This window comes from Telluria sp. AZSoR62 (assembly GCF_058111565.1).
Window position 1 is genome coordinate 324,517 of the sequence record NZ_JBYTST010000003.1, and the last position, 23,319, is coordinate 347,835.

20 protein-coding genes are annotated in these 23,319 nt (G+C 65.0%); 10 read left to right on the top strand and 10 right to left on the bottom strand.

What is annotated here, in order from left to right; all coding sequences use genetic code 11:
- From hslO to AC3XQU_RS07445, 3 genes are all read left to right on the top strand, one after another.
- Nucleotides 1-966, top strand: a complete 966-nt coding sequence (gene hslO / locus AC3XQU_RS07435) for an Hsp33 family molecular chaperone HslO (RefSeq protein ID WP_489873505.1) — start codon at nucleotides 1-3, stop codon at nucleotides 964-966.
- Nucleotides 967-1,232: 266 nt separating this feature from the next.
- The gene (locus tag AC3XQU_RS07440) at nucleotides 1,233-1,886 is read left to right on the top strand and encodes a DVUA0089 family protein (protein WP_489873506.1); all 654 of its coding nucleotides are present in this window, start codon (nucleotides 1,233-1,235) and stop codon (nucleotides 1,884-1,886) included.
- Nucleotides 1,887-2,168: 282 nt separating this feature from the next.
- Nucleotides 2,169-2,675 carry a Dps family protein gene (locus AC3XQU_RS07445; protein WP_489873507.1) on the top strand — a complete coding sequence of 169 codons (507 nt, stop codon included), beginning with the start codon at nucleotides 2,169-2,171 and terminating at the stop codon, nucleotides 2,673-2,675.
- Nucleotides 2,676-2,759: 84 nt separating this feature from the next.
- Here AC3XQU_RS07445 and AC3XQU_RS07450 read toward each other — a convergent pair whose 3' ends face one another.
- The 5 genes from AC3XQU_RS07450 to pyrG form a co-directional block, all read right to left on the bottom strand.
- Entirely contained in the window at nucleotides 2,760-3,029 is a 270-nt protein-coding gene (locus tag AC3XQU_RS07450; protein ID WP_489873508.1) for a helix-turn-helix domain-containing protein, read from the bottom strand.
- 23 nt (nucleotides 3,030-3,052) lie between these two features.
- Complete coding sequence (ftsB, locus tag AC3XQU_RS07455; protein WP_489873509.1) at nucleotides 3,053-3,394, bottom strand: cell division protein FtsB; 342 nt, start codon at nucleotides 3,392-3,394, stop codon at nucleotides 3,053-3,055.
- Between the two features lie 49 nt (nucleotides 3,395-3,443).
- Entirely contained in the window at nucleotides 3,444-4,727 is a 1,284-nt protein-coding gene (gene eno / locus AC3XQU_RS07460) for a phosphopyruvate hydratase (protein WP_489873510.1), read from the bottom strand.
- A 113-nt stretch (nucleotides 4,728-4,840) separates the two neighbouring features.
- Nucleotides 4,841-5,695: a 3-deoxy-8-phosphooctulonate synthase gene (gene kdsA / locus AC3XQU_RS07465; protein ID WP_489873511.1), complete on the bottom strand. Its 855-nt coding sequence runs from the start codon at nucleotides 5,693-5,695 to the stop codon at nucleotides 4,841-4,843.
- Nucleotides 5,692-7,389, bottom strand: coding sequence for a CTP synthase (gene pyrG / locus AC3XQU_RS07470; RefSeq protein WP_489873512.1), 1,698 nt, complete (start codon nucleotides 7,387-7,389; stop codon nucleotides 5,692-5,694). Before pyrG ends, kdsA begins: the two co-directional genes overlap by 4 nt.
- Before the next feature lie 214 nt (nucleotides 7,390-7,603).
- On the opposite strand from pyrG, the gene AC3XQU_RS07475 reads away from it, so the two are divergent.
- From AC3XQU_RS07475 to AC3XQU_RS07485, 3 genes are all read left to right on the top strand, one after another.
- A complete protein-coding gene (locus tag AC3XQU_RS07475; protein WP_489873513.1) occupies nucleotides 7,604-8,737 on the top strand; it encodes a YjgN family protein in 1,134 nt (377 codons plus the stop codon).
- A gap of 7 nt (nucleotides 8,738-8,744) precedes the next feature.
- Entirely contained in the window at nucleotides 8,745-9,812 is a 1,068-nt protein-coding gene (locus tag AC3XQU_RS07480; RefSeq protein ID WP_489873514.1) for a M48 family metallopeptidase, read from the top strand.
- Between the two features lie 137 nt (nucleotides 9,813-9,949).
- Nucleotides 9,950-11,674 carry a methyl-accepting chemotaxis protein gene (locus tag AC3XQU_RS07485; RefSeq protein ID WP_489873515.1) on the top strand — a complete coding sequence of 575 codons (1,725 nt, stop codon included), beginning with the start codon at nucleotides 9,950-9,952 and terminating at the stop codon, nucleotides 11,672-11,674.
- Nucleotides 11,675-11,744: 70 nt separating this feature from the next.
- Here the strand turns inward: AC3XQU_RS07485 and AC3XQU_RS07490 are convergent, their stop codons facing one another.
- Nucleotides 11,745-12,698 carry an IS1595 family transposase gene (locus tag AC3XQU_RS07490; RefSeq protein WP_489873516.1) on the bottom strand — a complete coding sequence of 318 codons (954 nt, stop codon included), beginning with the start codon at nucleotides 12,696-12,698 and terminating at the stop codon, nucleotides 11,745-11,747.
- 237 nt (nucleotides 12,699-12,935) lie between these two features.
- On the opposite strand from AC3XQU_RS07490, the gene AC3XQU_RS07495 reads away from it, so the two are divergent.
- Entirely contained in the window at nucleotides 12,936-15,206 is a 2,271-nt protein-coding gene (locus AC3XQU_RS07495; RefSeq protein WP_489873517.1) for a penicillin-binding protein 1A, read from the top strand.
- Between the two features lie 36 nt (nucleotides 15,207-15,242).
- The gene (locus AC3XQU_RS07500; protein ID WP_489873518.1) at nucleotides 15,243-15,683 is read left to right on the top strand and encodes a GFA family protein; all 441 of its coding nucleotides are present in this window, start codon (nucleotides 15,243-15,245) and stop codon (nucleotides 15,681-15,683) included.
- Between the two features lie 156 nt (nucleotides 15,684-15,839).
- Here AC3XQU_RS07500 and AC3XQU_RS07505 read toward each other — a convergent pair whose 3' ends face one another.
- The 3 genes from AC3XQU_RS07505 to AC3XQU_RS07515 all read right to left on the bottom strand — a co-directional run bounded on the left by AC3XQU_RS07505 (nucleotide 15,840) and on the right by AC3XQU_RS07515 (nucleotide 18,612).
- A complete protein-coding gene (locus AC3XQU_RS07505) occupies nucleotides 15,840-16,133 on the bottom strand; it encodes a BrnA antitoxin family protein (protein WP_489873519.1) in 294 nt (97 codons plus the stop codon).
- Nucleotides 16,134-16,258: 125 nt separating this feature from the next.
- A complete protein-coding gene (locus AC3XQU_RS07510; RefSeq protein ID WP_489873520.1) occupies nucleotides 16,259-16,798 on the bottom strand; it encodes a gluconokinase in 540 nt (179 codons plus the stop codon).
- Nucleotides 16,795-18,612 carry a DUF885 domain-containing protein gene (locus AC3XQU_RS07515; protein ID WP_489873521.1) on the bottom strand — a complete coding sequence of 606 codons (1,818 nt, stop codon included), beginning with the start codon at nucleotides 18,610-18,612 and terminating at the stop codon, nucleotides 16,795-16,797. The genes AC3XQU_RS07510 and AC3XQU_RS07515 overlap by 4 nt, the downstream gene beginning before the upstream one ends.
- 269 nt (nucleotides 18,613-18,881) lie before the next feature.
- On the opposite strand from AC3XQU_RS07515, the gene AC3XQU_RS07520 reads away from it, so the two are divergent.
- Nucleotides 18,882-19,208 carry a hypothetical protein gene (locus AC3XQU_RS07520; protein WP_489873522.1) on the top strand — a complete coding sequence of 109 codons (327 nt, stop codon included), beginning with the start codon at nucleotides 18,882-18,884 and terminating at the stop codon, nucleotides 19,206-19,208.
- A 113-nt stretch (nucleotides 19,209-19,321) separates the two neighbouring features.
- Nucleotides 19,322-20,029 (top strand): hypothetical protein, encoded by a 708-nt coding sequence (locus AC3XQU_RS07525; protein ID WP_489873523.1) that lies wholly within the window; start codon nucleotides 19,322-19,324, stop codon nucleotides 20,027-20,029.
- Nucleotides 20,030-20,056: 27 nt separating this feature from the next.
- Here AC3XQU_RS07525 and AC3XQU_RS07530 read toward each other — a convergent pair whose 3' ends face one another.
- Nucleotides 20,057-23,239 (bottom strand): error-prone DNA polymerase, encoded by a 3,183-nt coding sequence (locus AC3XQU_RS07530; RefSeq protein ID WP_489873598.1) that lies wholly within the window; start codon nucleotides 23,237-23,239, stop codon nucleotides 20,057-20,059.
- Nucleotides 23,240-23,319: the final 80 nt, after the last annotated feature.

The window sequence follows — 23,319 nt, forward strand, 5'->3', positions numbered from 1 at the left end:
ATGACGACTGACGCTATGACGGACACCCGCGATACCCTGCAAAAATTCATCTTCGATAACGCTGCCGTGCGCGGCGAGCTGATCGAGATCTCCGACACCTGGCGCGAGGTGCAGGCCCGCCACGCCTACCCGAAGGCCGTGCGCGCGGTGCTGGGCGAAATGGTGGCGGCCAGCGCCCTGCTCTCGGCCAACCTCAAGTTCAACGGTGCGATCGTGATGCAGATCCACGGAGACGGGCCGGTGCGCCTGCTGGTGGTCGAATGCGACGCCGACCTGCGCATCCGCGCCACCGCCAAGCTCGCGCCCGAGGCCGAGATCGCGGACGACGCCACCCTCACCTCGATGTTCAATGCCCACGGCAAGGGCCGCTTCGTCATCACGCTCGACCCGGTCGACAAGATGCCGGGCCAGCAGCCCTACCAGGGCGTGGTGCCGCTCGACGGCGAGGACATGGCCACGGTCATCGAGAACTACATGCTGCGCTCCGAGCAGATGGACACGCGCCTGTGGCTGGCGGCCGACGACAAGATCTCGCGCGGCCTGCTGCTGCAAAAGCTGCCGCGCCACAGCGGCAAGGACGACCAGCTCAAGCAGGCTTCCGAAGCCGAGGACCTGGAAACCTGGAACCGCGCCGTGATGCTGGGCCAGACCCTGAAACGCGAGGAACTGCTCACGACCGGCATCGAAGTCCTGCTCAAGCGCCTGTTCTGGGAAGAGACCATCCGCGTGTTCGAGCCGCAGCACCCGCAATTCCATTGCAGCTGCACCCGTGAAAAAGTCGGCAACATGCTCAAGATGCTGGGCCAGGCCGAAGTCGATTCGGCGATTGCCGACCTCGGCGAACTGGGCATCAACTGCGACTTCTGCGGCAAGCACTACTCCTTCGACAAGGTCGACTGCGCCCAGTTGTTCGCCAGCGATATCCCGGTCGAGACCATGTTGCCGCCTAGCGGCAGCATCAATTGAGCGTGAGATTCTATTCTTCAGGCCACATGGAGAATTGAACGTCTTCCAAGCGTATTGAACACACTGACAGAATAATCATCGCCGGGCGTTTGCTCCGTATTCCATGGCCCCGCAGGAATACGGACTGCCTTCCTCCTGTCGGAGTTCTTTACAATATGCAATTGAGTACGTAATCTTTTTCCTACAACCCATTGATTGCAATCAATAATTTATCCCTGGCATAATTCCTGCTTTTCTACTCGCATTCGAACCTTATGAAGGCTGAAATGCGTCAGATTATTGCAGGGCTGTTCCTCCTCGCCGGCATCGCCGCCTCGTCCATCGCCGGCGCCACCGTCATCAATGGCCAGATCGCCAATTTCGACGGCGACCGCGACGGCATGGCCGACGACCTGAAGATCTCGCGCGTCACGTTCAATGTGACCGCGGGCACCCGGGTGTTCTTCGACTCGATGGTCTACGAGTCGGACTTCGCGACCTTGAAGGACCTCAATGGCGACGGCAAGATCACGGGCTTCGACAGCTACATGATGCTGTTCGATGCCGCCGGCACCAACCTGTTCTACACCGACGATTCCACCGCCACCTTCGGCGACGGCTCGGTCAACACGATGGATGCGGCAAGAAGCTGGACCTTCAGCCAGGCCGGCACCTACATGATCACGATTGGCCAAGGCACCTCTTTCGAGCTCGAAGCGCTGCAGGGCTTCGAGAAAAACACCTCTCTCGAACAGTTTATCGGCCAACAGAATTTCGCCGCCTGGCGCCTGACCATGAGCGCTACCGACGGCACCCTGTCGCAGGTAGCCGAAGTGGGCGTGCCGGCCGCCGACGTGCCGGAACCGGCATCGCTGCTGCTGCTGGGCGCAGGCCTGGCAGGTTTCGCCGCCTCGCGCCGCAAGAAGAATCCTTCGGCATAATCTTGCCGGTCACGCCGGGGGCGGCCAGCCCGCCCCCGGCGCCAGTTTCTCCCCTCCCCTCGCTCCCCCTGCTTCCAGGATCGTGACGAGCTCCGCCGCATCCACGCGCCGCGGACCGGCAAGGTTTGTCATCACTCTACCCCGTACCCGTTTCATCCGCCCCGAGATTGAACCGGAGCAGCGTGCCGCACGAAATTCGAGCCAGTGCTAAGATGATGCATCTTTGACAGCGTTGCGTAATCGTTACGTTGCTGCCGCCTTTGACCACTGGGAGAATTAGTCATGCATATGGATACTGGCATTAATACCGAAGACCGCGCAAAAATCGTCGAGTCGCTCTCGACCGTCCTGGCGGACGCCTACATGCTCTACCTGAAGACGCACAATTTCCACTGGAACGTGACCGGCCCGATGTTCTCGTCGCTGCACGTCATGTTCGAGCAACAGTACACCGAGCAGTGGACCGCGCTGGACGACATCGCAGAACGCATCCGCTCGCTGGGCCATTTCGCGCCGGCTACCTACAAGCGCTACGCCGAGCTGTCGAACATCACCGAAGAGCCGGAAGTCCTGTCGGCCAAGGAAATGATCCGCCAGCTGGTCGATGGCAACGAGATCATCACCCGTACCCTGCGCGCAGGCGTGAAGGTCGCCGATGAGCTCGACGATTTCCCAACCGCGGACATGCTCACCACCCGCATGGAAGTGCACGAGAAAAACGCGTGGATGCTGCGTTCCTTCCTCGAGCAAGGCGCTGGCGCCATGCAGGGCGAGGCCTCGTCGGACTAAGCAGGAATTGGCAGGACAGTCGCCGGGAAACCGGCTGGAAACCCCCGGGAGCCCGGGGGTTGTCGTTGGTGCGGGCCGTGCGCCCTAGGCGCGCCCGCCCGACATGTGCAGATCGACCACCTTCATGATCTCAAGGGTCAGGTCGAGATTGAACTCCTCGGCCGCGAGCGCCGCCTGCAGCGCCTCGCGCGACAGGCCCACGGCGGCAGCGAGTTCGCCCAGGCCAGGGGCCAGCGCCACGGCCTGCATGGCGCCGGCGATCACGCTGCCCTCGCCATCCTCGAAGGCCTCGGCCAGGCAGTCGGCGATCGCGTCGAGCGAGTCGAGCCTGGCCGGGTTGATTGGTTCGCTCATGTGCAACTCCTCTCGAGGCGCGTTCAGCGCTTCGTCTTGTCTTTCGGCTCGGGCGGTGGCGGCGGGACGGTCATCGAGACTGCCGGCTGCTCGTCCTTGCGCAGCACCTGCACGAAAATTTCATTCTGCTTGATCATGCCCAGGTCGTAGCGGGCACGCTCTTCGACCGCGCCCAGGCCTTCGCGCAGGTCGCGTACTTCCGAATCGAGCTTGGCGTTGCGCGCCTTGAGCTGCTCGGTCTTGAGCCGGGTCGCCTCGACCTGGCTGCGCATGTCGGCAACCGACAGCCAGCCGCCCTTCTTCAGCCACAAGGGGTACTGGATCAGCAGCAGCAGGACGGCGAGCGCAATGGTGATGAGTCGCATGGACGTAAAAAAGGCCAGGCAGTCCCGCGGGGCCGCCCGGCCGTTTGCCTTACTTCAGGTTGTAGAACGCGTCGCGGCCCGGGTAGCTGGCGACGTCGCCCAGGTCTTCCTCGATACGCAGCAGCTGGTTGTACTTGGCCATGCGGTCCGAACGCGACATCGAGCCGGTCTTGATCTGCAGGGCGTTCAGGCCGACGGCGATATCGGCGATGGTCGAGTCTTCGGTCTCGCCCGAGCGGTGCGAGATCACGGCGGTGTAGCCGGCGCGCTTGGCCATCTCGATGGCGGCGAAGGTCTCGGTCAGGGTGCCGATCTGGTTGATCTTGATGAGGATCGAGTTGGCGATGCCTTTCTGGATGCCCTCTTTCAGGATCTTGGTGTTGGTGACGAACAGGTCGTCGCCCACCAGCTGCACGCGCTTGCCCAGTGCGTTGGTCAGCACTGCCCAGCCGTCCCAGTCGCCTTCGGCCATCGCGTCTTCGATCGAGATGATCGGGTACTTGTCGCACCAGGTGGCCAGCATGTTGGTGAAGTCGGTCGCGCTGAGCGACAGGCCCTCGCCCTCCAGCACGTACTTGCCGTCCTTGTGGAATTCGCTGGCGGCGCAATCCAGGCCCAGCGCGATCTGCGAACCGGCTTCGTAGCCTGCCTGCTCGATCGCCTGCATGATCAGCTTGATCGCTTCTTCATGGTTGGCCACCGACGGGGCGAAACCGCCTTCGTCGCCGACCGCGGTCGACAGGCCCTTCGAGTGCAGGATCTTCTTCAGGGTGTGGAACACCTCGGCGCCCCAGCGGATCGCTTCCTTGAAGCTCGGCGCGCCGACCGGGATGATCATGAATTCCTGGATGTCCAGGTTGTTGTCCGCGTGCGCGCCGCCGTTGATGACGTTCATCATCGGCACCGGCATCTGCATCGCGCCCGAACCGCCGAAATAGCGGTACAGCGGCAGGCCGGCTTCCTCGGCGGCGGCCTTGGCCACGGCCATCGAGACGGCCAGCATGGCGTTGGCCCCCAGGCGGCTCTTGTTTTCGGTGCCGTCGAGATCGATCAGGGTGCGGTCCAGGAATGCCTGTTCATTGGCGTCCAGGCCCATGATCGCTTCGGAGATCTCGGTGTTGATATTCTCGCAGGCCTGCAGCACGCCCTTGCCGAAGTAACGCTTCGGGTCGCCGTCGCGCAGCTCGATGGCTTCGCGCGAACCGGTCGAGGCGCCCGAGGGCACGGCGGCGCGGCCCATCACGCCCGATTCCAGCAGGACGTCGCATTCCACGGTCGGATTGCCGCGCGAGTCAATGATTTCGCGGCCGATAATATCAACGATAGCACTCATGTTTTACAGTCTCCGGAAGGGTAAGAATTCGGTAGTAATGCGTCGGTAGCGATGCGTCGGCAGGCAGATGGCCTGCAGCGCGCTCCCAGCCGCCGGGAGCGCGCGGTGCGGTATTACTTGAAGTCCGTTTCGAGGAAGCCGGCCTTCTTGACGATGCGGTCGATCTCGACCAGGGTCGTGAGCAGTTCCTTCATGCGGCCAAGGGGCACCGCGTTCGGGCCGTCGGACATGGCCTTGGCCGGGTCCGGGTGGGTCTCCATGAACAGGCCGGCGATGCCCGCGGCAACCGCCGCGCGCGACAGCACCGGGATGTGCTCGCGCTGGCCGCCCGACGAGGTGCCCTGGCCGCCCGGCAGCTGCACGGAGTGGGTCGCGTCGAACACCACCGGGCAGTTCGATTCGCGCATGATGGCCAGGCTGCGCATGTCGGACACCAGGTTGTTGTAGCCGAACGAGGCGCCGCGCTCGCAGGCCATGAAGTTATCTTCAGGCAGGCCCGCTTCGCGCGCGGCGGCTCTAGCCTTGTCGATGACGTTCTTCATGTCGCCAGGGGCCAGGAACTGGCCCTTCTTGATGTTGACCGGCTTACCCGAACGCGCGCAGGCGTTGATGAAATCGGTCTGGCGGCAGAGGAACGCGGGCGTCTGCAGCACGTCGACGATGCTGGCCACATGCGGGATCATTTCTTCGTCGTGCACGTCGGTCAGCACCGGCACGCCGATTTCGCGGCGCACGTCGGCCAGGATCTCCAGGCCTTTTTCCATGCCCGGGCCGCGGAAGGAGCTGCCCGACGAGCGGTTGGCCTTGTCGAAGGACGACTTGTAGATGAAGGGGATGCCCAGCGCGCTGGTGATTTCCTTCAGGGTGCCGGCGGTATCCATCGCCATCTGGCGCGATTCGATCACGCAGGTACCGGCGATCAGGAAGATGGGCTGGTCGAGGCCGACGTCGAATCCGGCGAGTTTCATGCTGCGTCTCCTTGCAGTGCTGGCGCACTGGTTTGAACATTGGCGGCGACGTTGGTGTTGGCCGCCTGGTGCGCCAGCGCGGCGCGGATGAAGGACGTGAACAGCGGGTGGCCGTTACGCGGGGTCGACTTGAACTCGGGGTGGAACTGCACGCCCATGTACCACGGGTGCGCGTTGCTGCCTTCGCGCGGCAGTTCCATGATCTCGAGCAGGTCTTCGTTCGGGGTGCGCGCCGACACGATCAGGCCCGCGGCTTCCACCTTCGGCAGGTAGTAGTTGTTGCCTTCGTAGCGGTGGCGGTGGCGCTCGGTGACCACGTTGCCGTAGATTTCGGCGGCCAGCGTGCCCGGGTTCACCGCGCAGGTCTGCGCGCCCAGGCGCATGGTGCCGCCCAGGTCGGAATTCTCGTCGCGGCGCTCGACCTTGCCGTCGTGGTTCTGCCACTCGTTGATCAGGGCCACGACCGGCTGGTCGGTGTCCTGGTCGAACTCGGTGGAGTTCGCGTTCGGGAAGCCGGCCATGTGGCGCGCGTATTCGATCAGCGCGACCTGCATGCCCAGGCAGATGCCCAGGTAGGGAATCTTGTTTTCGCGGGCGTAGCGGGCGGCCATGATCTTGCCTTCCACGCCGCGCTTGCCGAAGCCGCCCGGCACCAGGATGGCGTCGTATTTCGCCAGGTGGTCGCAGCCACGGCTTTCGATCTCTTCCGAGTCGAGGTATTCGATGTTGACGCGGCTTTCGGTATGGATGCCGGCGTGGCGCAGCGCTTCGGTCAGCGACTTGTACGATTCGATCAGGTCGACGTACTTGCCCACCATGCCGATGGTGACTTCGTGCTTCGGATTCTCGAGCGTGTGAATCAGCTTGGTCCACACCGACAGGTCGGCCTTCGGCGCTTCCAGGCCGAGGGCTTCGAGGATGATGTCGTCCAGGCCCTGGTCGTGCAGCACCTGCGGCACCTTGTAGATGGTGTCGACGTCCCAGACCGAGATCACGGCCTGCTCTTCGACGTTGGCGAACAGCGAGATCTTGGCGCGCTCGTCGTCCGGGATGCGGCGGTCGGCGCGGCACAGCAGCGCGTTGGGCGAAATGCCGATCTCGCGCAGCTTCTGCACCGAGTGCTGGGTCGGCTTGGTCTTGAGTTCGCCGGCCGAGGCAATCCACGGCACCAGGGTCAGGTGCACGAAGGCGGCGCCCTTGCGGCCCGAGCGCAGCGACAGCTGGCGCGCGGCTTCGAGGAAGGGCAGCGACTCGATGTCGCCGACGGTGCCGCCGATTTCGACCAGCGCCACGTCCACGCCTTCGGCGCCGCGGCGGATGTAGTCCTGGATTTCGTTGGTGATGTGCGGGATGACCTGCACGGTCTTGCCGAGGTATTCGCCGCGGCGCTCCTTGCGGATCACGGATTCGTAGATCTGGCCGGTGGTGAAGTTGTTCACCTTCTTCATGCGGGTGCTGATGAAGCGCTCGTAGTGGCCCAGGTCCAGGTCGGTCTCGGCGCCGTCGTCGGTGACGAAGACTTCGCCGTGCTGGGTTGGACTCATGGTGCCCGGATCCACGTTGATATACGGGTCGAGCTTGAGCATGGTGACTTTGAGGCCGCGCGATTCGAGGATCGCGGCGAGAGAGGCGGCCGCAATCCCTTTGCCAAGGGAAGACACGACGCCGCCAGTGACGAATACAAATTTGGTCATTGTGCTGAAGGTGCCGAACGGCACACGCGGGAAATAGAAATTATACCTTAAACGGCGCAAATACTCCCGGCCACCCTGCCGGCTGGAGCCCGATTAGTTCGCGCATAGCAACTTCTGGTTCCGGCTATTCTGGAATTTTCCTACAGAATATGCGCGGCAATTTGACCTGTTGGCATAAGGCAATCCTATACTGCATCTTTTTTGCGGCGTCGCCATGCATACACTCTCCGATGCACCCGTTACCCCCGGCATCGCCCCGCCAGTGGGCGCGCCGCGCGCCTTGGCCGTCTCGTTTACCGGCGACGGCAAGGAATATTTCCGGATCTGGGTGGTCAACCTGCTGCTCACGCTGGCCACGCTCGGCATCTATTCGGCCTGGGCCAAGGTACGGCGGCTGCAGTATTTCGACCGCAACACCGTGCTGGCCGGCGCCACCTTCGATTTCCACGGCAACCCGAAAGCGATCCTGAGCGGGCGCCTGCTGGCGCTGGTCATGCTGGTCGGCTACGAGTATGCCTTCGGTTTCTCGACCGCGTTCGGCATTGCGGTATTCGCCGGCCTGCTCGCGCTGTTTCCCTACCTGATGCGCGGCGCGCTGCGTTTTCGCCTCGGGAACACGACCTACCGCGGCCTGGCGCTCGGCTTCGACGGTTCGGTCGCGCAGGCCTACCTGGCCTGGTTGCCGCCCGCCCTGCTGTTCCTGCTGCCCAGCGTCGCGCTGGTGTTGTATCCGGCCCGTCCGGAGTTCGCGGCCGCGGTGCTGCCGGCCTACCTGGCGTGGCCCTTGATGCACGCACGGATCCGGCACTTCCAGCATGCGCACCTGCTGTTCGGCGACCGGCACTCCGACTACAGCCTGCGGGCCCGCAGCTTCTACAAGCCCTATCTGGCCGCGGGCGCGCTGGTCCTGGCAGGCCTGGCCTGCGCAGTTGGCATGGCCATGCTCGGGACCTCTACGGCGGGAGGCGCCAAGGCCACCGTATGGGCGCCGATGATCGGTGCGGTGATCTGGGTGTATGTGATCTACCTGGTCACGAGTCCCTACATGGTGGCGCGCGTGGCCAACCTGGCCTGGTCGAACACGCGTTTTCCCGGCGTGCGCATCCGTTGCGAACTGCCGGTACGCCGTTTCATGGCATTGCAGTCGAAGAACGCGCTGCTCACCATCATGACGCTGGGACTGTACCGGCCCTTCGCCGTGGTCAGCGTCTACCGCTTCCGCCTGGCGCACGTGCACGTCGAGCTAGACGGCGATCTCGACGCGGCCGCGGCCCGGATCTCTCCACGCCACGCCGGCGTCGTGGGCGACGGCGCCGCCGACGGTTTCGGCATCGACCTTTCCTGGTAAGGACATCATGATCCCAGCGCATTATTTCGACGGCCGCAGCGCGCGCCTGCACCACGTCATGCTCAGCGCCGAAGGCGACACGATCCGCCTGCACGGCGACGCCAGCCGCAGCTATCCCACGGCGGCCGCGCGCCTGGCCGAACCCTTCGAGCACGCCCCTGCGGTGGTGTACTTCGGCGATGGCAGCCATGCCGAAGTGCCCGATGCGGCCATGCGCGAGTCCCTCGCGCAAGCCCTTGGGTACCGCAAGTCCTGGGTGGTGCGCTGGCAGGAGCACCCCGTTGCCGCGGTGGCGGCACTGGTGCTGCTGGTGCTCCTGATTGCCCTTACCTGGCGCTGGGGTATCCCGGCGGCGGCCGAGCGCGTGGCGCGTGGCATCCCGGTCTCGGCCGACCAGGCGATCGGGGACCATGCGCTGACCCTGCTCGAAGAACAGGAGATACTCCAGCCGTCCCGTTTCAGCGACGAGCGGCTGGCGCAGCTGGACGCCGTCTTCGATGCGATCCGGCCGGGCGCCCCGCGCATTCCCGTGCGGCTGGCCATCTATCACTCCCCACTGTTCGGGGCCAATGCCCTCGCCTTCCCGGATGGGACCATCGTCGTCACCGACCAGATGGTGAAGGAAATCTACCCGCGAGGAGACTACCTGAGCGCCGAGGCGGTGAGAAAGCTGCAAGGCATCATGGCGCATGAAATCGGCCACGTCGAAATGCGCCACAGCGTGCGCATCATGGCGCGCTCGTCGCTGACCGCAGCCTTGTCCGCGACGCTGTTCGGCGACTTCAGCGCCGTCGCCGCCGGGCTGCCGGCGGTCTTGACCGACACCGCTTTCTCGCGCGAGATGGAGCTGGCTGCCGACGATTATGCGATCGCGGCCCTGCACCGCAACAAGATCTCCGTCATCCCGCTGGCCAACCTGTTCGACCGGTTCGACACGAAACAGCAAGGCGCGCTGCCTGCCTTCCTGCGCGAGACCATGTCCTATGCATCGACCCATCCCGACAGCCACTTCCGCAGCCAGCGCATGCGCGCGGCGGCGCGGGCGAAGGAAACCGAGCAATACGACGATTATTAGGCACCTGCCGTTGTAAATTGTCTATACAAGCGAGGATGTTCCGTGCATTTAAGTTGCGGTTGAGCAATAATCATCGCTTCACGAACCAACCCATGTAACGCTTGGCGCTCACCAGAGCGCCGGCCTCACCGACCTTCATGCGCACCTTGAACGCCTTCCCGATCGGCATCCGGCTTGCTGCCGGCTTTGCCCTCACCCTTTTCATGGCGGTGATGATCGCCGCCACCGGCATGTGGCGCCTCGACCAGGTGGCCACCGCGGCCCGCGACACCCTGGCCACGCCGCTGGCCAAGGAGCGCCTGATCGCCGAGTGGTACACCCAGATCTTCGGCGCCGTGCGCCGCACCGCCGCCATCGTCAAGAGCAGCGACCCGTCCCTCACCGCCTACTTCAAGGAAGACGCCGCCGTAACGGCCAAGGCCTCGGCCGACCTGGTCAAGCAGATCGAGCCGCTGATCGACGGCGACAAGGAAACCGCCCTGTTCAAGCGCATCCAGGACCAGCGCAAGGCCTACGGCACGGCGCGCGACAGCGCCGTCAAGGCCAAGGCCGACGGCAACCAGGAGCTGGCCGACAAGATCCTCGACGAGTCGTTCACCCCGACCGCGAAGGTGTACCAGGAATCGATCCACGAGCTGGTCGCCCTGCAGCGCGCCAACATCACCGCCACCGCCGCCGGCATCGACGCCACGGCGCGCCGCGGCAACGCCATCATCGCCGGCCTGACCGCCGCCGCCGTGCTGCTGGGCGCCCTGTTCTCGTGGATGCTCACGCGCGGCATCACGCGCCCGATCCGCGAAGCGGTGCAGGCCGCCGAGACGGTGGCCGCCGGCGACCTGACGGTGCGCATCGGCGCCGGCCAGGATGCAAGCCGCCGCGACGAAACCGGCGCCCTGTTGCGCGCACTGGGCCACATGAACGACAGCCTGGCGAAGATCGTCAGCGAAGTGCGCAGCGGCACCGACACCATCGGCACCGCCTCCGGCGAGATCGCCGCGGGCAGCCTCGACCTGTCGAGCCGCACCGAACAGCAGGCCGCCTCGCTCGAAGAGACCGCGGCATCGATGGAAGAACTGACCGGCACCGTGCGCCAGAACGCGGACAACGCGCGCCAGGCCAACCAGCTGGCCATCACGGCATCGAGCGTGGCCACCCAGGCCGGCGACGTGGTCGGCCAGGTCATCGCGACCATGGGCTCGATCAACGAGTCCTCGCGCAAGATCGTCGACATCATCGGCGTCATCGACGGCATCGCCTTCCAGACCAACATCCTGGCGCTGAACGCCGCCGTGGAAGCGGCGCGCGCCGGCGAGCAGGGCCGCGGCTTCGCGGTGGTGGCGTCCGAGGTGCGCACCCTGGCCCAGCGCTCGGCCGCGGCAGCGAAAGAAATCAAGACCCTGATCGGCGACTCGGTCGCCAAGGTCGATGCCGGCACCAGGCTGGTGGACCAGACCGGCGAGACCATGGACCAGGTGGTGGCCTCGATCCGCCGCGTGACCGACATCGTGGCCGAGATCTCGTCGGCCAGCCAGGAGCAGATCCACGGCATCGACCAGGTCAACCAGGCGATCGGCCTGATGGACGAATCGACCCAGCAGAACGCCGCGCTGGTCGAGGAATCGGCCGCGGCGGCCGGCTCGCTGCAGGACCAGGCCTCGCGCCTGGCGCAGCTGGTGAACGTGTTCAAGCTCGACGCGCGCATGGCGGCGCAGAGCGCGCCGAGCGCACCTGCCCTGTCGCGCGCGCTGGCGGCGCCCGGCAAATCGGCAGCGCGCAAGCCGGCGGGCAAGCCGGCGCGTCCGGCAGCGGGCAAGCCGGCGGCGCCGGTAGCCGCCGGCGCGGATGAATGGGAAACCTTCTAAGCGTCGTGCAGAAATAGCAAGCGCGCCCGGTCCAGCAATGGCCCGGGCGTTTTTTTTGGCGCTGTGCCCGTTACGTGTGGAAGATACCCAACGCCGCTCGCAACAGTTGCTCTGGTGACGTGATGCGTTCCCCATCGAGCGCCCAGCGCCAACCCAGGTAGTTCGGCAGGTAGCGCGAGGCGACACCGTAAAAGCGCCCGAGCCACTGTCGGAAGCGCTGGTGGTAAGAATTGACGTTCTGCACGTGGACGATGCCGCGCACACGTTCTCCAAGTCGCAGGTTCACGAACGCATGTGCGATCCCGGCTTCGCGCGCGAAAGCCCGGTAGGCGGGATGCCCGTCGGTCACCAGCAGCACATCCTTGTCGAGCCTGGGACCGAGGTGTCGGTGCAGTTGCCGCTTGGTGACTGCAGCGCGGCCCGTGATGAAGTCGAGGGTTTGACCGATGCGGTCGCGCGCCACCAGGATGCAGACGTGTTCGTGCGTGATGCCTCGCGTAGAGGCGACCCCACTGCGCCGCCGCGCAGGCCGGTCCAGCGTGCGCGAGCCCTTCTGCGACTCCAGTAAAAACATTTCATCGGCTTCGGCAATGCCCGCCAGGCGCTTGGCCCGGTCGTGCTTCGTGAGCGCGAGAAAACGGTGGCGCCAGCGAAAGCTGGTGTTGCGGTGTACGCCGACTGCCTTGGCGGCTGCGCGCACGCTTTTGGTTTCGAGCATCTTGTCGAGGTAATCGAGCCACTTGGCGCGGTGACGCAAACGCGACAAGGGCGTGCCGCTCAGCGCACTGAAGGTTTTGCGGCAGGCCCGGCAGCGGTAACGCTGGATGCCGCGGCAAAAGCCATGACGATAGGGATTTTCAACCAGGCAAGCGGGGCAGCATGGCTTGGACCGGGCTCGCATAATTGCCTCACAGACGCGCTCGAACCCGATCGCCGGTCGCAAGACACCCAGCAGTTGCGCGCGTTGGCGGCGCGTGAGCATTGGTATTTTTCGTAACCACTTGGTAAAACCCGCACCGTTCATGCCATCGCCCCGAGCTTGCCCCAATGACGGTTGGACCAACGTGGAGCTCGACAGTTCAATTTCTACACGTTTCGATGACAGCGCCTTTTTTTGGCAGTCCCTGGTAGCGCCGCCTGCACCCCGCCGAAGCAAGCGGCGCTACCTTTCGTGTTCCGGATGCGTCTTCTGCGTTACGGCAGTACTATTCGCAGCGCGTTGCCACTGCACCGCGCTCCCGATCGACTCGACCGTATGAATATGACCACCTCCCGCCGTCCCCGCCTCCTTCTACGCCTTGCCCTGTTCGCCCTGCTGCTGCCCGCCGCCGGCGCGCCCGCCCACGCCGGCATCCTGGACGAGGTGCCGGACATCGGCGCGGTGACCGACTACCGGCCGAAGATTCCGCTGCGCGTCTACTCGGCCGACAAGGTCCTGATCGGCGAATTCGGCGCCGAGCGGCGCGACTTCGTCCCGATCGCGAACATCCCTCCCCTGATGAAGGCGGCGGTGCTGTCCATCGAGGACGCGCGCTTCTACGAGCACGGCGGCATCGACTGGATCCGCGCACTGGGCGCGGCCAAGGCCAACCTGGCCAGCCTGGGCGGCGGCTACCGCCAGGGCGGCTCAACCATCACCATGCAGGTGGCGCGCAACTTCTTCCTCTCGCGCGACAAGACCCTGCCGCGCAAACTCACCGAGGCCGCCCTGGCCTACAAGATCGAGCAGGCCTTGTCGAAGGACCAGATCCTCGAGGTCTACATGAACCAGATCTACCTGGGCCAGCGTTCCTACGGTTTTTCCAGCGCGGCGCGCACCTATTTCGGCAAGCCGCTGGAGAACCTGAGCCTGGCCGAAACCGCGATGCTGGCCGGGCTGCCGCAAAACCCGTCGCGCCACAACCCGGTCGCCAACCCGGAGCGCGCCCAGCAGCGCCAGCACACGGTGCTGCGGCGCATGTTCGAACTGAAGAAGATCACCGAGGCGCAGTACCGGCGCGCCCTGGCCGAGCCGCTGAAGGTGCGCCAGGACGGCGGCGGGCCGGGTGCGGGAGCGGAATATGTGGCCGAACTGGCGCGCCAGGCTGTCTTCACGCGCTATGGCCAGGCGGCCTACGAGCGCGGCTACAGCGTCACCACGACCATCATCGCGGCGGAACAAAGCGCCGCCTACGACGCCGTGCGGCGCAATGCCATCGCCTACGACAGGCGCCATGGGTACCGCGGCCCCGAAGCCCGCATCAAGCTGCCGGCCCCGAGCGAAGGCCGCGAGGAAGCCATCAATACGGCCCTGCAGGCGCGTCCCGCGATCGCGGGCTTCGTGCCGGCCGTGGTGCTGGCCGCCTCGCCCAAGCGGGTGCGCGTGGCGACCCGCGACGAGGACAGCATCGAGATCAGCGGCGCGGGCCTGGCCTTCGCCGCCCCTGCCCTGGCCTCCGGCGCGAAAGCGCCGCTGCGCCTGTCGCCGGGCGCCGTCGTGCGCATCAGCCGGGCCGGCAAGGGGAGCTGGTCGATCAGCCAGGTGCCGCAGGTGGCGTCGGCCTTCGTCGCGCTCGACGCCCAGACCGGCGCTTACCGCGCGCTGGTGGGCGGCTTCGACTACCAGCTGCAAAAGCTTAACCACGTCACGCAGGCATGGCGCCAGCCGGGGTCCAGCATCAAGCCCTTCGTGTATTCGGCCGGGCTGGAACAGGGCTTCTTCCCGGGCACGCCCATCCTCGACGAGCCGCTCGACCTCTCCAGCGACAAGGCCTACGCCAACTGGACGCCGCGCAACGACGACGGCCTGTACCAGGGGGCGATCACGGTGCGCCATGCGCTCACGCATTCGCGCAACGTGGCCACGGTGCGCATGCTGCGCGCGCTCGACATGAACGATACCCGCAGCCACCTTGCCCGCTTCGGCTTCGACATGGCGCGCCATCCCTCGAACCTCACCCTGGCGCTGGGCACGGGCGCGGTGACGCCGGCGCAGCTGGCCGGCGCCTACGCGGTGCTCGCCAACGGCGGCTACCGCGTCGATCCGCTGCTCATCACCACCATCCAGGACCGCGACGGCAAGGTCCTGTTCGAGGCCCCGCGCCCGCGGCCGCGCCAGGACAGCGCGCGCGTGCTCGACGCCCGCAATGCCTTCCTGGCCGACAGCATGCTGCGCGACGTGGCGCGCGCCGGCACCGGCGCACAAGCCTCGCGCCAGCTGCAGCGCACCGACCTGGCGGGCAAGACCGGCACCACCAGCAACGCCATCGACGGCTGGTTTGCCGGCTACGGCGGCAAGATCGTCGCGGTCGCCTGGATGGGCTACGACGAACCGCGTTCGCTGGGCGGCCGCGAATTCGGCTCGACGCTGGCGCTGCCGGTGTGGATCGACTACATGCGCGTGGCGCTGGCCAAGGTACCGGAGCGCGCGCCGTTGGCGCCCGAAGGCGTGGTGCGGGAGGGAGAGGACTGGATCTATGCGGAATTTGCGGGGCAGGCGCCGCAGCCGGTCGAGCAGGCAGTTGCCGCGCCGGTGACCGAGCCGACGATGTAGGCGTGAGAGGTTTGCGGCCAGTGGTAGCATTCACCGTTGGCGGACTTCTCCGCATTGCCACCCGGCTTTCCGAAGGAGAACAGCACGGACCAGTTTACCGGCGCTTGCCTATGCGGCGACGTGCGCATCGTGGCCTCGGGGCGGCCCTACAGGGTAGGCATCTGCCACTGCCTCGACTGCCGCAAGCATCATGGCGCGCTGTTTTATGCAGCCGCCATTTTCCCGCACGAGGCCGTAAGGGTCGAAGGCGAGCCGCGCGACTATGCGGGACGCTGCTTCTGTCCCCGCTGCGGCTCGTCCGTGTTCTCAAGAAGCGACGACGAAGTCGAAGTGCACCTGGGAGCGCTGGACCAACCGGGCCAGCTGGTGCCAACCTACGAAAGCTGGGTCATCCGGCGCGAATCCTGGTTGCCGCCTTTTCCGATCGCCAGGCAATACGAGCGCAATCGCGCGTCCACCGGCCGTAGCGAGGCGTAAACAATGCGCCCCCTGCCCGTCCGCCTTTTCCCGCAACAAGACCTGCGGGCTGCCAATGAATCACCGCTGCCGACGTCCTGGTGCAGGCTGCGTCTGTCTTGCAAGGCGCCGCCAAGCTGAGCGTGGCGAGACTGCGGCTTGTCGCTTTTCAAGCGCTCAGCTGGTCACCATACGGTGGTCCCTGGCCCATTCGCGCAACGCGTCATTGAGACGGGTTTGCCACCCCTCTCCGGTTTCCTTGAATGCTTCCACGAGGTCTCGATCCAGGCGGATGCGCGTCGCCACTTTGGTGCCGCTGCCTGCCGGCCGGCCACGGCCGCGTGTTGGCTTGGCTACTGCCCATGCTTCATCGGTATAGGGAATTGCGTCCGGGTCCCGCATCGCTGCCCTGGTGATGGCAGTGTCCTCCGCTGGAGTAGGAAGAACTGTCCCTGGTTTAAGCTTCGGCATATCGTTTCACCGCCCTCAAATTTGCTTTACGCAGCTGGCAATGCGGCGGAGGTCGTCACGCTGCTAGCCTTGTCTTTCGCGGTATCGAACGCGATCCCCTCGATAATAATTGCTGATATTTGTATCTACAAATATTTATTCTTCAGGCTGGCTAACGCCTGCTCCACCAGCATCCAAGGCGGGTCGCGTACGTCGAGCGTGACGCCGCATTCATCCGGCTGCAGCGGCTCCAGGTCATGCAGTTGGCTGTCGAGCAGTGTGAGAGGCATGAAGTGGCCGGCGCGCGCGGCCATGCGCTGCGCGATCAGCGCGCGCTCGCCGTGCAGGTGGACGAAACGGACAAGGCCCTGGTCGCCTCGCAGGACGTCGCGGTAGATGCGTTTCAGCGCGGAGCATGCGAGCACCACTTCGTCGCCCCGCGCCCATGCATGCTCGATTTCCGCACGCAGCGCCTGTAGCCAGCCATGCCGGTCCGCGTCGGACAGCGGCCGGCCGGCCGTCATCTTCGCAATGTTGGCCGGCGGATGGAAGCGGTCGCCTTCGATGAAGCGCGCCTTCAGCGCCTGTGCCAGCTGCGTGCCTACCGCACTCTTGCCGCAGCCGCTGACGCCCATCACGACCCAGGCGCCGGGCCGAGCACCGCCCGGCGCGGACGAGCCCGTCATTGAGACTGCTTGATCCAGCGGTCGACTTTACGTTCAAGCACGGCAAGTGGAAGCGCGCCCTCGCCGATCACGACGGCGTGGAAGGCCGGCAGCGAGAAACGCGCGCCAAGGGCATCCTCGGCGCGCTTGCGCAATTCCTGGATCTTCAGCGAACCGACCTTGTAGCCAAGCGCCTGGCCCGGCCATGCCATGTAGCGCTCGATGGCACTGGTCGCAACCTGGTCGGTATAGCCGTTGACGTCCTTGAGGTAGTCGATCGCCTTTTCCCGGCTCCAGCCCTTGGCGTGCACACCGGTGTCCACGACCAGGCGGGCCGCGCGCAGCAGTTCGCTGTTGAGGTGCCCGAAATACTGGTCGGGTTCCCCGTACAAGCCCATCTCGCTGCCCAGGGTCTCCGAGTACAGCGCCCAGCCTTCGATGAACGCGTTGTTGCCGCCGAAGCGGCGGAAATCCGGCAGGGACTTCTCGACCTGGAGCGCGATCTGGAAGTGGTGGCCAGGCCGGCCTTCGTGCAGGTACAGGCTGGTCATCTTGGTGCGGTCGTACTGCTGTGCGTCATTCACGACCGACCAGAAAATGCCCGGACGCTTTCCATCGGTGCTGGGGCCCGTGTAGTGATCCGACGCCGTCGCCCGCGTCAGCTCCGGCTCCAGGCGCTGCTCCAGCGGCGACTTCGGCACCAGCTTGAACAAGGCAGGCAGTTTGGCGGCCACCGCCACGTCGAGTTTGCGATACACCTCGAGCACTTCGCTGTCGTCCTTGAACGGCTTGTACCTGGCCTGGTTAGCTACCCATTTCGGCAAGCCGGCGGCTGGTCCCTGGTAGCCCATTTTCGGGCCCACCACGGCGAACTGCTGCTGGATCCGCGCCACCTCGGCCAGTCCCATCGCGTGGATCGCGTCCGGCGTCAATCGGGTGGTGGTCGCATAGACGATGCTCTGCTGGTACCACTTGGCGCCGTCGGGCAGGTCGGACAGGCCGGATGTGGCGCGTCCCGCCGGCAGGTATTCCTGCTCCAGGAACGCCGCCAGGCGGGCCAGCGCCGGCTGCAGCCGCTTGGTGATCTCGCCCTGGTAGGCCTGGGTGAACCTGGCCTTGTCGGCTTGCGAGAAATGCTGCGGCAGATGCTTGATGCCTGCATAGAAGGGATTTTTCTCGATATCGGTCGTGGCAAGGTCGCGGTACTGCGGAATGGCGGACACGATCAGCGACTTCGGCAGCACGACACCGGTCTTGATGCCCTCGCGCATATTGACGATGGCCTGGTCGATCCATGGCGTGAGCTGGACCAGGCGGCGCAGCAGATTGTCGTAGTGCTTCGGGGTCGCCAACGGGAGCGCGCCCTTGCCGTCCGCCACCACGGCGAGATCCATCGCAACTGAGCCCATCTGGTTGATGGGCAGCAGGTGATCGGGGAACGACGCCAGGTCCAGCGTGGTCTGGAGCTCGTCGGCCAGGATGTCGCGGCTGACCTGGTCGCTCGTGCCGAGCCGGCCGGCATCGATCGCCGCGAGCCGCTTGGCAAATCCGCGGTACGCAGCATCGCGCCGGGCGCGCTCGCTCGGCGCGATGCTCATGCCGAGCTGGTCGTCGAAGCGGTTATCCCCGAAGTAGGTCGCGTAGAGCGGATCGAAACGGGCCTTGAACTGGTAGTAATCGTCGGCCAGCTTCTTCAGCTGCTGCGTCGCCGCCGCGCTGCTGGCCGGCTGCGCCGCCTGAGGCGCGGGCTTCGGCGTCGCGGCAAGGAGGGACGGCGCGCTGCAGGTGAACAAGGCTGCGGCGGCGATCAGGCTGAATCGTTTCGTTGAAATCATGGCAGGTGTGGACCGTGGTAAGGGTGAACGAACAAACGCCGCTCTGTCGCTGTTAAAGTGGCAAGCTAGCTATCAAAACCATTACAAACGAACACATTGGTTTCGTCCATGTATTTCCAAATTGTCTATCTTTCGCCTTCTTTTTGTCGCAGCGTGGCAACAAGCGCCAGTCCCAGCAGCATTTGCCGAGCTGATTCTGCCGATTAAGTAACTTGAGCCTGATTGAACGCGATCCTGTTTTCAGATTTTCCTGTTGAGCGAGGATGCACATGACATGCAAGCGCGTGATCAAACTGATAGTGATTTCAGCATTCCTGAGCAGCTTGTCAGGTTTCATCCCTCAGAAAGTGATCGATGTCGTACCAGGATCTGAAGACTGCGCCACTGGATGCGTCGCTGCTGCGGCAGGATGGCCAGTTGCCTATATCGTCGATGGTCATGGACTTTCACCGCATGGTTCCGCTGATCTTGTCGGCGTCCTGCTTGGATTCGACCGGCTCGACTACCCACAAGCAGTACGCAACTGGCTGATATGGTTTTTCCTTGTCGCCGTCATGCTCGCTCAATTCAAGCGCTGGCGAGATCGCGGCAGGTAGCGGATCGATATCGCTTTCGGAACGGAAGCGGACAGTACAATTGATCTGCTACCGGCCAGCCGCACGCGCTATCCTTTCCGCCTCATTCACCTTCACCATCAATACGTCCTGTCATGAAGCGTCGATCCATCGCTATCGTTTTCTGCTCCGCTCTTATAACCGGGCCTGCCCTGGCCGATCCCTGCGTGAAGGTGCGCCAGGGAGATGCCTACGCTTGCATGAAGTTTTCCTCATCCGAAAAACGTGCTGCCGCACGCCATGGCTTGCACCTGGCTGCCCCATTCGCAGCCAACAGGCGTGCGCTATTGAAGCGTGGATGGAATCTGGATAAGCAATGGCTGAGCGAAAACGATACTGGGCCTGCAGGTGGAAACGAGATGCGCTGCGGAAGCGGTCTGGATGCCGTGTGCCAAACGGCTTTCCGGAAAAATGAGCGGGTGCTCGTATTGACCCTCAGCGCTGTCAACGAAGGAAATCCTCTCATTGCAGCCGAGGAGATCAAGCAGGATTCCGGAGCGGGAGGATTCGCGAGGACGCTGACCACCCCTTCATTCGTCGTCCAGATCAAGCTGAACTGCGCGGAAGGTAACGTCACGTGCGATGACGTCACTTATGTGGGCACCAGCAAAAAGACCGGAAAAAACATCCGCTTACGCGGCAAGACAAAACACAGCCTGTGTGCCGACCAGGTCACGCCTTGCAGATTCCTGGCCTACGAATTCTGGAATGGACGGACTTCCTATCAGGTCTTCGACGATGGCAGGCTCTCTGTCCGGCAACAGGACAAAACGCTGCTTGAAGAACAGGGCAGATGGAAATGAGCCCCGCCCGGCATCACGATGGCGGCATCAGCAGAAATCCCGGCTCTGCGACCTGAGCTTGCCCAGCAGGTGCGACATGTCCACCAGCCGCTTGGCCACCAGGTGGCGCACCTCGCCCTGCTTCTGCCAGATCCCGTATACGCCCAGCAGCGGTGCGTTAAGCACCTCGCGCCGCTGCTGTTCGACCAGGGTCGGCCAGATGATGACGTTGATGTTCCCGGTCTCGTCTTCGAGCGTCATGAACAGCACGCCCTTGGCGGTGCCGGGGCGCTGGCGCACCGTCACCAGGCCGCAGGCGCGCGCCAGCTGGCCGTCCTGGAAATCCATCAAGGTGGACGCCGGCAGGAAGCGCTTGGCCAGCAGAGCCTCGCGCAGCAGCGCCAGCGGGTGGCGGCCGAGCGTCAGCCCTTGCGCGCGGTAGTCGCCGACGATCTCGTCGGCTTCGGACGGCGCGGCCAGCACCGGCGCCTCTTCGAGCGGCGTGGTCGGGCGCAGCAAGTCCTTGTCGGGCACCGCGCCCACCGCCTGCCACAAGGCTTCGCGCCGGTGCCCGGCCAGCGACTGCAGGGCATTGGCGCCGGCCAGCACCTGCAAATCGCCCCGGTCGAGGTTCGCGCGGCGCGCCAGGTCGGCCACGCTGTCGAAAGGCCGGATCGCGCGCGCATCCTCGATGCGGGCGGCGACCTCCTGCTTCAGGCCGCGCTGTAGCGAGAGCCCCAGGCGCACTGCCGGCTGGCGTGAACGGTCGCGCGGGTCGAATTCCTCCAGTCTTGAGTCCCAGGTGCTGATGGCGACGTCCGCCGGCCGCACCTCGATGCCATGGCGGCGCGCGTCCTGCACCAGTTGCGAAGGGCTGTAGAAACCCATCGGCTGGCTGTTGAGCAGCGCGCAGAGAAAGGCGGCCGGCTCGTGGCACTTGAGCCAGGAGCTGGCATAGGCCAGCAGCGCGAAGCTGGCCGCGTGCGATTCGGGAAAGCCATACTCGCCGAAGCCCTGGATCTGGCTGAAGATCGACTCGGCGAATTCGAGCGTATAGCCGCGATCGAGCATGCCGTGCACGATGCGTTCGTAATACTGCTGCAGTCCGCCCTTGCGCTTCCAGGCCGCCATCGCGCGGCGCAGCTGGTCGGCTTCGCCCGGCGTGAAGCCGGCGCCCAGGATCGCCACCTGCATCACCTGCTCCTGGAAGATCGGCACGCCCAGGGTGCGCTCGAGCGCCACTTTCATTTCGGGACTCGGGTAAACCACCTTCTCGAAGCCCTGGCGGCGCCGCAGATACGGATGCACCATGCCGCCCTGAATCGGGCCGGGGCGCACCACCGCCACTTCGATCACCAGGTCGTAGAAGCGGCGCGGGCGCATGCGCGGCAGCATGCTCATTTGCGCGCGCGATTCGATCTGGAACACGCCCACGGTATCGGCCGCGCAGATCATGTCGTAGGTGGCGGTGTCGTCGCTCGGGATGTCCTGCATCTCGAACAGGTTGCCGTGGCGCTGGCCGACCAGTTCCAGTCCGCGCCGCAGCATCGACAGCATGCCCAGCGCCAGCACGTCGACCTTCATCAGGCCGAGTTCTTCCAGGTCGTTCTTGTCCCACTGGATCACGCTGCGGTCGTTCATCGTCGCATTCTCGATCGGCACCAGGCGCGAGAGCTTGCCGCGCGCGATGACGAAGCCGCCCGGATGCTGCGACAGGTGGCGCGGGAAGTTCAGCAGCTTGTCGGCGAGCGTCGCCCACTGTTTCGCCAGGCGCGATTCGGGGTCGAGCCCGGCCTCGGCCAGGCGCGCGAGCAGGTCGGCCCGGCCATCGAACCAGTGGTGGGTCTTGGCGACCTTCTCGACGATGGCCAGATCGATGCCGAGCGCGCGGCCGCTGTCGCGCAGCGCGCTTTTCGGGCGGTAGCTGATCACCACCGCCGCCAGCGCGGCCCGGTCGCGCCCGTATTTGCTGTAGATGTACTGGATGACTTCTTCGCGCCGCTGGTGCTCGAAGTCGACGTCGATGTCGGGCGGCTCGTTGCGCTCCTTCGAGATGAAGCGCTCGAACAGCAGGCTGGCGCGGGCCGGGTCGACTTCGGTGATGCCCAGGCAGTAGCACACCGCCGAGTTGGCGGCCGAGCCGCGCCCCTGGCAGAGGATGTGCTGCGAGCGCGCGAAGCGCACGATGTCATACACCGTCAGGAAGTAGTGCTCGTAGCGCATCTCGGCAATGAGCGTGAGCTCGTGCTCGATCTGGGCCTGTACCTTGGCCGGGATGCCGTCGCGGAAGCGCCGGTGCGCGCCGATATAGGTTTCCTCGCGCAGGAAGCTGCTGGCGTCGTGCCCGGGCGGGACCACTTCGTCCGGGTATTCGTAGCGCAGTTCGTCGAGCGAGAAGGTGCACAGGCGCGCGATGCGCACCGTTTCGTCGAGCGCCTCGCGCGCATAGATGTTCGACAGGCGCAGGCGCGAGCGCAGGTGCTGCTCGGCGTTCTGCGCCAGGCCATAGCCGCATTCGGCCACCGGTTTTTTCAGGCGGGTGGCGGTGAGCGTGTCCTGCAGCGGTTTGCGCGAGCGCACGTGCATCACCACGTGGCCCAGCGCCGTGATCGGCAGGCCGTGCTGCCAGCCCACCTCTTCCACCGTCATGCGGTGCGCCTCGTCGAAGGCGCGGTGCAGCAGCGTCAGGCCCAGCCAGGCGCGCCCCGGGAAGGTGGTGGCCATCCACGCGGCCTGCGTATGCAGGCGGTCGACGTCCTCGGCTTCGTGGCCCGGATACTGGGGCAGCAAAATCGCCAGGCAGTCGGGCAGGTGCTTCAGGTGCGCACAAGCCGGCGCCGGATCGGCCAGGTCGGCCGGCGTGAGGAAGTAGGTCCCCTTCTCGCTGCGCGTGCGCCCCAGCGTAATGAACTCGGCCAGGTTGCCGTAGCCATTGCGGTTCTTGGCCAGCAGTACCAGCGAAAGCGCCGGGCTGCCGTCCGGGTTCGTGAGGTGGAAGTGGGCGCCGATCACCAGCGGCAGGCCGGCCTTCTTGGCCTCGGCATGGGCCCGCACCACGCCGGCCAGCGAGCATTCGTCGGTCAGCGCCAGCGCAAAATAATCGAGCTGCACCGCCCGCGCCACCAGTTCTTCCGCATGCGATGCTCCCTCCAGAAAGGAGAAGTTCGACAGGCAGAACAGCTCTGCATACGTGGGCAAAGCCTGGGGCGGCGGTGAAAACAAATCGGTCATCGGCATGCGGTCATCGAGCAGGCTACAATGCTGGATAGACTGACAATACTGTATAAAAACACAGTATAACCGAGCCGGCC

What these genes read in the sequence shown, in the direction of transcription:
- hslO (WP_489873505.1), top strand. Translation starts at nt 1, where the DNA reads ATGACGACTGACGCTATGACGGACACCCGCGATACCCTGCAAAAATTC.
- AC3XQU_RS07440 (WP_489873506.1), top strand. Translation starts at nt 1,233, where the DNA reads ATGCGTCAGATTATTGCAGGGCTGTTCCTCCTCGCCGGCATCGCCGCC.
- AC3XQU_RS07445 (WP_489873507.1), top strand. Translation starts at nt 2,169, where the DNA reads ATGCATATGGATACTGGCATTAATACCGAAGACCGCGCAAAAATCGTC.
- AC3XQU_RS07450 (WP_489873508.1), bottom strand. Translation starts at nt 3,029, where the DNA reads ATGAGCGAACCAATCAACCCGGCCAGGCTCGACTCGCTCGACGCGATC.
- ftsB (WP_489873509.1), bottom strand. Translation starts at nt 3,394, where the DNA reads ATGCGACTCATCACCATTGCGCTCGCCGTCCTGCTGCTGCTGATCCAG.
- eno (WP_489873510.1), bottom strand. Translation starts at nt 4,727, where the DNA reads ATGAGTGCTATCGTTGATATTATCGGCCGCGAAATCATTGACTCGCGC.
- kdsA (WP_489873511.1), bottom strand. Translation starts at nt 5,695, where the DNA reads ATGAAACTCGCCGGATTCGACGTCGGCCTCGACCAGCCCATCTTCCTG.
- pyrG (WP_489873512.1), bottom strand. Translation starts at nt 7,389, where the DNA reads ATGACCAAATTTGTATTCGTCACTGGCGGCGTCGTGTCTTCCCTTGGC.
- AC3XQU_RS07475 (WP_489873513.1), top strand. Translation starts at nt 7,604, where the DNA reads ATGCATACACTCTCCGATGCACCCGTTACCCCCGGCATCGCCCCGCCA.
- AC3XQU_RS07480 (WP_489873514.1), top strand. Translation starts at nt 8,745, where the DNA reads ATGATCCCAGCGCATTATTTCGACGGCCGCAGCGCGCGCCTGCACCAC.
- AC3XQU_RS07485 (WP_489873515.1), top strand. Translation starts at nt 9,950, where the DNA reads ATGCGCACCTTGAACGCCTTCCCGATCGGCATCCGGCTTGCTGCCGGC.
- AC3XQU_RS07490 (WP_489873516.1), bottom strand. Translation starts at nt 12,698, where the DNA reads ATGAACGGTGCGGGTTTTACCAAGTGGTTACGAAAAATACCAATGCTC.
- AC3XQU_RS07495 (WP_489873517.1), top strand. Translation starts at nt 12,936, where the DNA reads ATGACCACCTCCCGCCGTCCCCGCCTCCTTCTACGCCTTGCCCTGTTC.
- AC3XQU_RS07505 (WP_489873519.1), bottom strand. Translation starts at nt 16,133, where the DNA reads ATGCCGAAGCTTAAACCAGGGACAGTTCTTCCTACTCCAGCGGAGGAC.
- AC3XQU_RS07510 (WP_489873520.1), bottom strand. Translation starts at nt 16,798, where the DNA reads ATGACGGGCTCGTCCGCGCCGGGCGGTGCTCGGCCCGGCGCCTGGGTC.
- AC3XQU_RS07515 (WP_489873521.1), bottom strand. Translation starts at nt 18,612, where the DNA reads ATGATTTCAACGAAACGATTCAGCCTGATCGCCGCCGCAGCCTTGTTC.
- AC3XQU_RS07520 (WP_489873522.1), top strand. Translation starts at nt 18,882, where the DNA reads ATGACATGCAAGCGCGTGATCAAACTGATAGTGATTTCAGCATTCCTG.
- AC3XQU_RS07525 (WP_489873523.1), top strand. Translation starts at nt 19,322, where the DNA reads ATGAAGCGTCGATCCATCGCTATCGTTTTCTGCTCCGCTCTTATAACC.
- AC3XQU_RS07530 (WP_489873598.1), bottom strand. Translation starts at nt 23,239, where the DNA reads ATGACCGATTTGTTTTCACCGCCGCCCCAGGCTTTGCCCACGTATGCA.